This window comes from Anaerosalibacter massiliensis (assembly GCF_024623155.1).
GTDB classification, from domain to species: Bacteria; Bacillota; Clostridia; order Tissierellales; family Sporanaerobacteraceae; genus Anaerosalibacter; species Anaerosalibacter massiliensis.
In genome coordinates, this window is the sequence record NZ_JANJZL010000002.1 from 48,227 (window position 1) to 60,823 (window position 12,597).

Genomic DNA, 12,597 nt, shown 5'->3' on the forward strand with positions numbered 1-12,597 from the left:
TTAATATCTTTCTTTGAATTCTCTTTGCAATTTTCTTTCTACTTCTTTTTTTACTATAGTATCTCTTTTATCATAAAGCTTCTTACCTTTTGCAATAGCTAATTCTATTTTTACAAGTCCATTTTTTATATATACATTTATAGGAACTAGTGTATATCCCTTTTGAGCTGTATATCCTATTAGTTTATTAATTTCTCTCCTATTTAAAAGAAGTTTTCTTTTTCTAAGAGGATCTTCATTATATCTATTGCCTTGTTCATAAGGACTTATATGCATATTATAAAGAAACACTTCACTATTTTCTATTATTGCATGAGCATCTTTTATGTTGCATCTACCCTGTCTTATAGATTTTACTTCTGTTCCCTTTAAGACTATCCCAGCTTCTATTACTTCTTCTATAAAAAAGTCATGCCTTGCTTTTCTGTTTCTTGCTACAATCTTCAAATCACTTTTTCCCATTATAATCACCATATTTATTTTTAAGAGTCTATTAAATAGTGTACCAAATTTCTAGAGACATGTCAATAGCCTATTCAACCAACATAAAATCAACATTTCCTCTAAGCACATCTGCACCTATAACTTTTATCTTTACTTCATCTCCTATTCTAAACTTCTTTTTAGTTAATTCTCCTATTATATAATATTTTTCTTCATCATAGTAATAATAGTCATCTACCATATTGCTAAAATGTACAAGTCCTTCAATAGTATTTTCAAGTTGAACAAATATACCAAAATGGGTTAAAGATGAAATTATGCCTTTGTATTCATTACCTATTCTTTCTTTCATATATTGAGCTTTTTTCAAATCTTCTACTTCTCTTTCAGCTTCTTCTGCTATTCTTTCCATAGTAGAAGATTGTTCAGCTATTTGTGGAAGTTTAGATTCTAAATTTTCTACTTTGTTGGGCTTTAGTCTTCCATTTATATATTCTTTTATTATCCTATGAATTTCTAAGTCTGGATACCTTCTTATAGGAGAAGTAAAGTGACAATAGTATTTAGCTGCCAATCCAAAGTGGCTGCCTACTTCACTACTATATTTTGCTTTTTTAAGTGATCTCAATAATAACTTATTAAGAAGTTCTTCCTCTTTTTTACCTTTTACTTCAACCATAAGATTTTTCAATTCTTTAGGATGGATTTCTTTTGTTCCTTTTAAATTATAGCCAAAATTGTGTATAAATTTATTAAACTCCTCTATTTCATCTGCATCAGGGTCTTCATGAACCCTGTATATAAGCGGCATTTGGCTCCAATACATATTTTCTGCTATAGTTTCATTACATACAAGCATAAATTCTTCTATCATCCTATTGGCAATTCGTCTTTCTTCTTTTCTTATATCAATTGGGTTTCCCTCATTGTCTAAAATTATTTCAGTTTCAGGAAAATCAAAGTCTAAACTACCTCTTCTCTGTCTTTTTTTATTTAAAATATGACATAATTCTTTCATATATACAAGATCTTCATATATATGACTATATCTATCTTTAAGTTCTTCATCATCTTTTTCTAACAGATCAGATACATCATCATATATAAGTCTTTCTTTGCTTTCTATAACGGTTTCAATTACTTTATGCTCTTTTACATTACCTTTCTTATCTATTTCCATAAAAACAGAAAGAGTAAGTCTTGGTTCTTTAGGATTCAAGCTACAAATACCATTTGATAATTCCTTCGGAAGCATTGGAATAACTCTATCTACTAAATAAATACTATTTCCTCTATTTAGGGCTTCCTTGTCTAAAGGGCTATTTTCCTTGACATAATGAGACACATCAGCAATATGTACTCCTAATTTATAGTTTCCATTTTCTAGTTTTTCTATAGATACAGCATCATCAAAATCCTTTGCATCTTCTCCATCTATAGTAAAAGTATTTAAATCCCTTAGATCTACTCTCCTACCTATTTCCTCTTGAGAAACACTTTGTTCAATACTATTCACTTGATTTATTACTTTATTAGGAAATTCTTCAGACAAATTAAATTGCCTAATTACTGATAAAATATCAGTGCCTTTTTCGTCAATATATCCTAAAACTTCTATTATCTTTCCTTCAGGATTTCTTCTTTTTTCAGGCCATCTAGTTATTTCTACAATAACTTTTTGATTTGGCAACGCATTGTTCATATGAGCTTTTGGAATAAATATATCCATACTTATTCTATTATCATCAGGTAAAACAAACCCAAAATTTTTACTACTTTCGAAAGTTCCTACGATAGTATTATTGGCCCTATCTAATATGCGAAGAATCTCCCCCTCTTCTCTTCTACCTTCTTCTCCTTTTTTAATTACTCTTACAACAACTTTATCTCCATGCAATGCTCCATTTATATTTTCTGCTGATATATAAATATCTTCCCTATCCTTTTTTTCAGGTACAAGAAAGCCATATCCTTTTTCATTTCCTTCAAGTTTACCTACAACTAAATTCATCTTTTCAGGCAAACCATATCTTTCATTTCTAGTTTTTATTATAGTTCCTTCTTTTTCCATATCTTCTAATACATTATAGAAGGTTTTTTCTTCTCCTTTTCCTATTTCAAATGATTTTGCAAGTTCTTCCCTAGTCATAGGTTTATACAGTTTTTCATCCATAAAATTTACAATGTTTCTTTTTATATTCATATTTTCACTCTCCATTAGAGATATTAGTTTTCCATCTAATTCAAATATTTTACCCGTATAAATTAGTTTTAATCTATTTGACAAAAATAAATTAAAAGATATTCCTTATATTTTTCCGTTTTTACTTCCAAATTCTATTTTATTAAATAAATCCACATCATAGGAGTACATATTCTTATCTTTTTCTTCTTGAATCCTAAGTCCAATATCTATCATTTTATTTACTAATTCTTTAAAATAAATATCTTTTCCTTCCCAAAGATAGTATGCAATAGACCCTGGCATAGTATTTATTTCGTTAACATAAATTTTATTTTCTTCATCTAATAAAAAATCTATTCTAGCGTTTCCTCTTCCATCTATTACTTGAAAAGATTTTTTAGCAATATTTTCAATTTCTTCTCTTAAATCATCTTTTATATCTGCTGGTATTCTCCTTCTTTCTTCCCCTCCATTTTTCATATTACTTTTTACATATTTATCATCATAAGATAGGAGCTCTTGCCATCCTAAAGGTTCTTCACATAAAGAAGTTTCTAAATTTTCATCAAAACCCATTACAGCACAATTTATTTCTCTTGGATTTTCAACAGCCTTTTCTATAATTATTTTTCTATCATATCTAATAGCAATTTCTACTCCACTAATTAAAGTATTCCTATCTATAGCCTTAGATATTCCAACGCTAGAACCTAAATTAGCTGGTTTAATAAATAATGGGTATGATAATTCTTTTTCTACTTTCTTAATAACATATTCTCTATTTTCTATCCAGTTTGATCTATAAAACCAAGTATAGTCAACCACCGGGAGATTGTTAGCCTTAAAAACATCCTTCATTAAAATCTTATCCATTCCTACACTGGAAGCTAATACATTAGAACCTACATATGGAATATTCATAAGTTCAAATAAACCTTGAATAGTACCATCTTCACCATTTGTCCCATGAATAGCTGGGAAAATTATATCTACTTTCCCTAAAATTTTCTTGCTAAAAAGACTTAAACTATTTGGATAAGTATACATATTAAAATCATTGTGAGTTGGTGCAAATATTATTTCCTGTGTGTCTTCTAATTTATTATCTCTAAAATTTTCAAAATCAAATAAACTTTTTCCAGTAAGCCATTTACCTTCTTTATTGATATATATTGGGACTACATCATATTTATTTTTATCTATATTTTCCATTATTTGAAGACCAGTAATTACTGAAACTTCGTGTTCTACACTTCTTCCTCCAAATACTACTCCAACAACCTTTTTCATTCTATCACTCCTCAAAATTATTCTTCATAATTATCAGGTAGGTCGTTTTCAAATAATACAATATCCTTAGATTTAACAATTTCTTGAAGTTTAGATGTGGCTTCATCTAAATTTTTTACAACAAAAATATTTTCCTCATCATAACCTGAGTTTTTTAACCCATCATAAATAGGTCTAGTTCTTTTTTCTCCAACTAATATTACATAATCGCATACATTCCCTATACTAATTCCAAACTCTCTATTAGCTTCTTCTTCTTTATCTCCTAATTCTACCATCCCAGGGGTAATTATTATCTTTCTACCTTCTTTAAACTGACTCAACACTTCCAAAGCTGCTTCTGCTCCATCAGGATTTGAGTTAAAGGCATCATCTATTACTATAACACCAGTTCCTGGGTTAATAATATTTAGTCTATGAGGTATAGGTTCCACTTTAGATATTCCTCTTTTTATTTCTTTAAATGTAAGTCCTAATGCTTTTGCTACACTAGCTCCAGCTAATATATTATATATATTATGCTTTCCTAAAAGTTTAGTTGTACATTTTATTTCCTCTCCACTTTTATCTTTTAACATAAAAGTAGATCCTAGTTCCGATACTTCTATATCTGTAGCATAAATATCTAGTTTTTCAGTATTTTCTAATCCATATAATATTTTTTCTTTAAATGTTTTATCAGCAAGTTTTTTTACATATTCATTGTCATAGTTAAAAATAGCTATTCCATCACTTGGTAATTCTTCTATAAGTTCATATTTTGTCTTCATTATATTCTCAATATTTTTAAAAGTCTCTAAATGTGTTGGACCTATAGATGTGATAATACCTATTTTAGGATTGGTTAGTTTGGAAAGTTCTTTTATATCTCCAATATATCTAGCACCCATTTCTGCTATAAATATTTCATAGTCTTTTGTTAATTCACTATTTATTACTTTGCTAATTCCCATAGGAGTATTATAGCTTTCTGGAGTCTTTAACACTCTATACTTTTCTTTTAATATAGTATCTACAATAAATTTAGTACTAGTTTTTCCAAAACTGCCAGTGATACCTACAGTATTTAAATCTTCCATAGATTTTATTTTCTCTTGAGCCATTGTATAATAGTATTCATTTATTCTTCTCTCAACTGGAGTTACTATAATATTAGCTAAAATTATATTTCCGCTTTGTAAAAAATAAATTATAAATAATCCATACAATATTACAGGCATATATATTATTATATCTGATGCTAATTTTTTCACTATCATAAATAATATTAATAATTCTAAAAAATTAACTAAAAAATTTGAAACATATAATCTTTTAGCCCTTGGTGTAAATACCAATTCTTTTTTAGACTCTTCTCTTTTAAAATTAAAGGTATAAAAAATTGATACTATCCACAATAAATTAAATAAAAATAATACAATATTGTTTTTATTATATCCAGTATATATCATTTGAAAAACTAAAATAATAGTAAGTACTATAAGAGAAATCTTCATCCTTTTGGGATAAGCTTTTGTTGAAGTTTTGATCCATTTTCTATACTCCTCATTCCTATACCCCTGTAATTGAATCATATGTAGAAAAAATCTTGACTTAAAAATAATTGTTACTATCCAAAATAAAATAGAAATATAAAATATTTTCTCTAATCTCATTTCCTAAACCTCCTAAAAAATAAAACTTAGCTAAGAAAAAGCTTTGGACTACATAGATATTAGTTATCTAATAAGAAAGTTTTGAGTATGATAGAAAATCTTCCAAAGTCATCTAGATAAGAATAATGACCTGCTTCTTTAAGAATTACAAGTCCACTATCTTTTATTTTTTCCTCCATTATTTCACCCATATATACAGGAGTTGCTGTATCATTTTCTCCCCAGATAAGTAATGTGGAAGCCTCGATATCTTTTAAATGTGGTTCTAAGTCTTCATTTACCACTTTTACTAAAATTCTTCTCATAATACCTGAAGCGTTTTGATAGTCTGCAGAACCAAACTTTTTATAAAACTTTTCCATTTTTTTCTTTTCATCTGTCCAGAAAAAGAAAAATTTATATAAACATTTTAACACCTTAAAGCTATAAACTTTTAAATGATATTTAAAACTTCTTCTTGGAATAATTCCTGCACTATCTATTAATACCATTTTGCTTACTAAATCCTTATATCGACTACTAAGAACTATGGAAACTCTTCCACCAAAAGAATGTCCTATTAAAATAACTTCATCCATCCCCATTTCATCTATAAATTTTTTAGTTATTCTTCCATAATCATATACACCGTAAGTTTCTTTTGGCTCTTCACTTTTGCCAAATCCAGGAAAATCCATAGCATATACCTTAAAATTATTCTTTAATAAATTAAATATGGGCATCATAGTATCAATATTTGCTCCCCAGCCATGTAGAAGTAAAACATTTCTCCCTTTGCCTTCCACAATATAATATATGTTTAAACCTTCTATTTTGACTTTCATATTTATCTTCCTCACTATTTTTCCTCTTTAATACTATTAGCTTATTCTATATTATTATAATAGTGATCTACTTTTTATTTCTATATTCATAAATCAATTATGAATTAGTACTTCTATTATACCATATAATGCTAATAAAAAGCCCCTCAATATTGAGGGGCTTTTTACTCATATTATTTAAATAGTACTCCACCATAATTTACAAATAGTTGTGCAAAGACTAATGATACTATAGTCATAAGTTTGATTAATATATTTATTGATGGACCGGAAGTGTCTTTAAATGGATCTCCTACTGTGTCACCAACTACAGCTGCCTTGTGTGCTTCACTTCCCTTTCCACCATTGTTTCCATCTTCTATATGCTTTTTAGCATTATCCCATGCTCCTCCAGCATTGGCCATAAATATAGCCATTAAAACACCAGTGACTAAAGCCCCAGCAAGTAATCCTCCTAAAGCTTCTGTTCCTAAAATAATCCCTACAACTACTGGTACTACTACTGCAAGCAACCCTGGAATAATCATTTCTTTTAATGCTGCTTGAGTACTTATATCTACGCAAGTACTATATTCTGGTGTTGCTGTTCCTTCCATAATTCCTGGAATTTCTTTAAATTGTCTTCTAACTTCTTCTATCATACTAAATGCAGCTTTTCCAACAGCTTCCATAGTTATAGCTGAGAACAAAAATGGAAGCATTCCACCGATGAAAAGTCCTGCTATAACTGTTGGACTTGTTAGATCTATTCCTTCTAAGTTAACTGCTTGAGTATAAGAAGCAAATAGTGCTAGTGCTGTAAGTGCAGCTGAACCTATTGCAAATCCCTTTCCTACTGCTGCAGTAGTATTTCCTACTGAATCTAATGTATCTGTGATCTCACGTACTTCTTCTGGCAATTCACACATTTCTGCTATACCACCAGCATTATCTGCTATAGGTCCATAAGCATCAACTGCTATTGTCATTCCTGCTGTTGAAAGCATTCCTACTGCTGCTAATGCAATTCCATATAGTCCCTCTGCTATGTCGTTTGCTCCATTTGAAGCATAGAAAGCTACTAGTATACCTATAGCTATAATTATTATAGGTCCTGCTGTAGATGCCATACCTACTGAAAGTCCACCTATAATATTTGTTGAAGAACCAGTTTCTGATTCATTTGCAATTCTTTTTACTGGGCTATAATCAGCAGATGTATAGTATTCAGTGATTTTTGCAATTATAAGTCCTACCAAAAGACCTGCAACTATTGATATGAAAGGTCTGTTAGAACCTAATATTGGTTTACTTAATACAAATGCTAATATTATAGTTATAACTGAACTTACTAATGTTCCTGTATTTAATGCTTTTTGTGGATCCTTATCTCCTCTTACAAAAAATACTCCTATAATTGAAGCAATTACCCCAACAGATGCAAGGGCTAGTGCGTATTCAACTCCAGAATCTCCATAGGATGCCAATCCAAGAGTTATTGCTGATATTATAGCTCCTACATAGGATTCAAATAAATCAGCACCCATACCAGCAACATCTCCAACATTATCTCCAACATTGTCTGCTATTGTAGCTGGGTTTCTTGGATCATCTTCAGGAATTCCTGCTTCTACCTTTCCAACTAAATCTGCTCCAACATCAGCTGCCTTTGTATATATTCCTCCACCAACACGAGCAAATAATGCTATTGATGAAGCTCCTAGAGCAAAACCTGTTATTATATCTGGATCGCCAAATAATATGTATAATAGTCCTACACCAAATATCCCAAGTCCTACTACACACATTCCCATAACTGCTCCACCAGAGAATGCAACTTCTAATGCCTTATTCATGCCACCTTCTTTAGCAGAATTTGCAGTTCTAACATTGGCTTTTGTAGCTACTCTCATACCAAAATAACCTGCAAGTATTGAAAATAGTGATCCTAATAAAAAAGATACTGCTGTTTTAATATTTATTATTGCTAAAATAACAAATAGTACAATTACGAATATTGCTAGAGAACGATATTCTCTCTTTAAAAATGCCATTGCACCTTCTTGAATATAGGATGCAATTTCCTTCATCCTATCGTTGCCAGGATTTACTTTATTAACTGTATTTGCTTTATATATAGCAAATAAAAGAGCTAATATACCTACAACAGGTGCCATTATAATAGCTTTATCCATATTTAATTTTACCTCCTTCTTATTGTATAGATGCAAGTACTAATGCAGATATTATAAATAAAATGGCTGATATAGTAGTCAGCTTACTTAATGTATCTTCAAAGCTTTGTCCTTTATTCTTACCCCAGATACTTTCTGCACCGCCACTTATTGTTCCAAGACCTTGAGATTTCCCAGGCTGCAACAAAATAGTAGCTATTAAAAATAAACTAGAAGCAATAATAGTAATGGAAAACAAAATCTTCACACTTCCACCTCCTGTTTCCTCTGTTGAAAGCATAGCCTTCACACTTGGTAAACAACAATATTTTACCATAGGGATTGTATAAAATCAATAGTAAAAGATACCGAGTTAGCACTCATAAATAAATAGTAAGGTTAACCTTACTATTTATTTATGAATTATTCTATTATTGTTTCTTATTTTTTTAAATTATAGAAAGCTTCTAATCCTCTATATTCACCAATACCATTTAGCATATCTTCTATTCTTAATAATTGATTATATTTTGCAACTCTATCAGTTCTTGATGGAGCTCCAGTTTTAATTTGTCCTGCGTTAGTTCCTACAACTAAATCCGCTATAGTTGTATCTTCTGTTTCTCCAGACCTATGGGATACTACAGCAGTATATCCATGAACTTTTGCCATTTCTATAGTATTTAATGTTTCAGTTAGAGTTCCTATTTGATTTAATTTAACAAGTACTGAATTAGATACTCCTAAATCAATACCCTTTTCCAATCTTTCAGTATTAGTTACAAATAAGTCATCTCCAACTATTTGAATCTTATCTCCCAATCTTTCAGTCATTAATTTCCAGCCATTCCAATCTTCTTCAGCTAAACCATCTTCTATGGAAATAATAGGATACTTCTCTACCATTTCTTCATAGAATTTTACTAACTCTTCAGCTGTATATTCTTTTCCTTCTCCTGCCAAAATATACATATTTCTTTCTTCGTTGTATAATTCTGTTGCAGCTACATCTAAAGCTAAACGTACATCTTTGCCTGGTTTATACCCTGCTTTTTCTATAGCTTCTACTATAGTCTTTAATGCTTCTTCATTGCTAGTTAGATTTGGAGCAAATCCACCTTCATCACCTACTGCTGTATTTAATCCCTTACCTTTAAGTACAGATCTTAGACTATGAAATACTTCTGCACCCATTTGAAGAGCTTCTCTAAAACTTTTAGCTCCTACTGGCATTACCATGAATTCTTGTATATCCACATTATTATCTGCATGTTCTCCACCATTTAGAATATTCATCATTGGTACAGGAAGAACTTTTCCATTTACTCCTCCAATATATTGATAAAGAGGAAGTCCTAATTCATTAGCTGCTGCTCTAGCTACTGCTAGTGAAACTCCAAGCAAAGCATTTGCTCCAAGTTTCCCTTTATTATCTGTACCATCTAATTCTATAAGCACCTTATCTACACCTATTTGATCTAATACATCCATTCCAATAATTTCTGGAGCAATTATGCTATTTACATTGTCTACAGCATTTAATACTCCTTTTCCTAAATATCTATCCTTATCACCATCTCTAAGTTCAACAGCCTCAAAAGCTCCTGTAGAAGCTCCAGATGGTACTAACGCTCTTCCAAATGCATCTGTTTCTGTCCATACTTCCACTTCTACTGTTGGATTCCCTCTTGAATCTAATACTTCTCTTGCATATACATCAGTTATCATAGTCATTTATTTACTCCTCCTTTAAAATAAGTGATTTTCCTGTCATTTCTTTTGGAACTTCAATATCAAGCATATGAAGTAATGTAGGAGAAATATCTGCAAGTATTCCTTCTCTTAGTTTTATATTTCTATCTCCTACTATTATACAAGGTACTTCATTAGTTGTATGAGATGTTATCACACTATTGTCCTTTTCATCTATCATTTTTTCTGCATTACCATGATCTGCAGTAATCAATAGCTTTCCATCTCTTTTTTCTATTTCTTCAACTATTTCTCCTAAGCATCTATCTATAGTTTCTATAGCTTTAATAGTAGCTTGCAAATCACCTGTATGTCCTACCATATCTGAGTTTGCAAAATTTAAAATAATTAGATCATATTTATCCATTTTAATTCTTTCTATTACTTCATCTTTTACTTTTTCTGCACTCATCTCAGGTTGCATATCATAGGTAGCTACTTTAGGAGAAGGAATCAATGCTCTATCTTCTCCATCATTTGGTTCTTCTACTCCCCCATTGAAGAAGAAGGTTACATGAGCATATTTTTCTGTTTCTGCTATTCTAAGTTGTTTAAGTCCTAAACTACTTATATACTGGCCTAAGGTGTTTTTATATTTTTCAGGTTTATAGGCTATATGAACATTTTCAATAGTTTTATCATATTGAGTCATTGTTACAAAAAAAGTACTTACTTTTTTTGCTCTCTCAAAACCATCAAAATCCTTATCAACTATAGCCCTAGTTATTTGTCTAGCCCTATCTGGTCTAAAATTGAAGAATATAATAGAATCTCCATCATTTATTGTAGCCACTGGCTCATTATTTTCTTTTACAACTGTAGGTACAACAAACTCATCCCACACTTTTTCGTCATAAGAATTTTCAATAGCCTCTACAGCTGATTTTGATTCTTTTCCTTCTCCTATAACCATAGCATCATAGGCTAATTTAGTCCTTTCCCATCTCTTATCTCTATCCATAGCATAATATCTGCCCGAAACTGTGGATATTTTACCTATACCAATTTCTTTTATTTTTTTTTCCAGCTCCTCTATATAGCCTTTCCCACTGCTAGGTGGTACATCCCTTCCATCTAAGAAAGCATGAATATATACATCATCTATATTATGCTTTTTAAATAGCTCTAAAAGAGCATATAGATGAGTATTATGGCTATGAACTCCTCCATCAGATACTAAACCCATTATATGGATACTGCTTTTATTTTTCTTTGCATTATCTATTGCCTCTAAAAATTCTTCTTTTTCAAAGAAATCTCCATCTTCAATAGACTTTGTGATTCTAGTTAATTCTTGATATATAATTCTTCCAGCTCCTATATTTAAATGGCCAACTTCGGAATTTCCCATCTGACCTTCTGGAAGACCTACTGACAATCCACTAGCACCTAGTTTAGTGCTAGGCCACTCTTTTAAAAGTTTATCAAAATTAGGCTTATTGGCAAGTTCTATTGCGTTTCCTTCATATTTTTTGCCTAATCCCCAACCATCTAATATTGTAAGCATTACTGGTTTCTTTTTATCCATATTTAAAGCCTCCATTAAAAATTTATAAGTTTTAAGAAATCTTCAGATTTTAAACTAGCTCCGCCAACTAACGCTCCATCTATATCAGATTCATCCATCAATTCACTTATATTAGCCGGCTTAACACTTCCGCCGTATTGTATTCTTATTTTTTCGGAAATGTCCTTACTATATTTATTCCCAATAGTTTCTCTAATAAAACTTATTATATCATTTGCATCTTTATTTGAGGCTGTCTTTCCAGTTCCTATAGCCCATATTGGCTCATAGGCAATTACAATACTCTCTATGTCTTTTTCTTCTATGTCTTCCAATGCTTTTAAAACTTGTGCCTTAACTACTTCTTTTTCTTTTCCACTTTCTCTCTCTTCTAAAGTTTCTCCTACACATACAATTGGATTTATATCATATTTCAATGCAGTTTTCACCTTTTTATTTACAGTCTCATCAGTTTCATTGAAATATTGTCTTCTTTCAGAATGACCTATTATTACATAGTCAATACCTATTTCTTTAAGCATCAATGGTGATATTTCGCCTGTAAAAGCTCCACTATCTTCCCAATGCATATTTTGTGCTCCAAGCTTTATATTTGTTCCTTCAATTTCTCTCTTTACTTCCATTAAGTTTGTAAATGGAACGCAAAGAACCGCTTCTACATTATCATCTCTATCTCCACTTTTTATATCTTTAACCAATTCTACTGCTTCTTTAATAGTTTTATTCATCTTCCAATTTCCTGCAATAATTGGTTTACGCATTAAAA

Annotated in this window: 10 protein-coding genes; all 10 read right to left on the minus strand. The window is 30.6% G+C overall.

The genetic code is table 11. From position 1 onward, the window contains the following. Entirely contained in the window at positions 1-474 is a 474-nt protein-coding gene (smpB, locus tag NSA23_RS03135) for an SsrA-binding protein SmpB (RefSeq protein ID WP_276537016.1), read from the minus strand. A 58-nt stretch (positions 475-532) separates the two neighbouring features. Continuing rightward, positions 533-2,731, minus strand: coding sequence for a ribonuclease R (rnr, locus tag NSA23_RS03140; RefSeq protein WP_257490114.1), 2,199 nt, complete (start codon positions 2,729-2,731; stop codon positions 533-535). A gap of 21 nt (positions 2,732-2,752) precedes the next feature. Continuing rightward, positions 2,753-3,919, minus strand: coding sequence for a D-alanine--D-alanine ligase family protein (locus tag NSA23_RS03145; RefSeq protein ID WP_257490115.1), 1,167 nt, complete (start codon positions 3,917-3,919; stop codon positions 2,753-2,755). Positions 3,920-3,936: 17 nt separating this feature from the next. Next, a complete protein-coding gene (locus NSA23_RS03150) occupies positions 3,937-5,574 on the minus strand; it encodes a UDP-N-acetylmuramoyl-tripeptide--D-alanyl-D-alanine ligase (protein WP_042680219.1) in 1,638 nt (545 codons plus the stop codon). Positions 5,575-5,633: 59 nt separating this feature from the next. Next, positions 5,634-6,398, minus strand: coding sequence for an alpha/beta fold hydrolase (locus NSA23_RS03155; RefSeq protein ID WP_042680221.1), 765 nt, complete (start codon positions 6,396-6,398; stop codon positions 5,634-5,636). A 173-nt stretch (positions 6,399-6,571) separates the two neighbouring features. Further along, the gene (locus NSA23_RS03160) at positions 6,572-8,572 is read right to left on the minus strand and encodes a sodium-translocating pyrophosphatase (RefSeq protein WP_257490116.1); all 2,001 of its coding nucleotides are present in this window, start codon (positions 8,570-8,572) and stop codon (positions 6,572-6,574) included. A gap of 19 nt (positions 8,573-8,591) precedes the next feature. Beyond that, positions 8,592-8,819 (minus strand): preprotein translocase subunit SecG, encoded by a 228-nt coding sequence (gene secG, locus NSA23_RS03165; protein WP_222704748.1) that lies wholly within the window; start codon positions 8,817-8,819, stop codon positions 8,592-8,594. A 173-nt stretch (positions 8,820-8,992) separates the two neighbouring features. Next, positions 8,993-10,285 (minus strand): phosphopyruvate hydratase, encoded by a 1,293-nt coding sequence (gene eno, locus NSA23_RS03170; RefSeq protein WP_257490117.1) that lies wholly within the window; start codon positions 10,283-10,285, stop codon positions 8,993-8,995. 4 nt (positions 10,286-10,289) lie between these two features. Next, positions 10,290-11,831, minus strand: coding sequence for a 2,3-bisphosphoglycerate-independent phosphoglycerate mutase (gpmI, locus tag NSA23_RS03175; RefSeq protein WP_257490118.1), 1,542 nt, complete (start codon positions 11,829-11,831; stop codon positions 10,290-10,292). Positions 11,832-11,845: 14 nt separating this feature from the next. Then, a complete protein-coding gene (gene tpiA / locus NSA23_RS03180) occupies positions 11,846-12,592 on the minus strand; it encodes a triose-phosphate isomerase (protein WP_042680231.1) in 747 nt (248 codons plus the stop codon). Between the last annotated feature and the right edge of the window lie 5 nt (positions 12,593-12,597).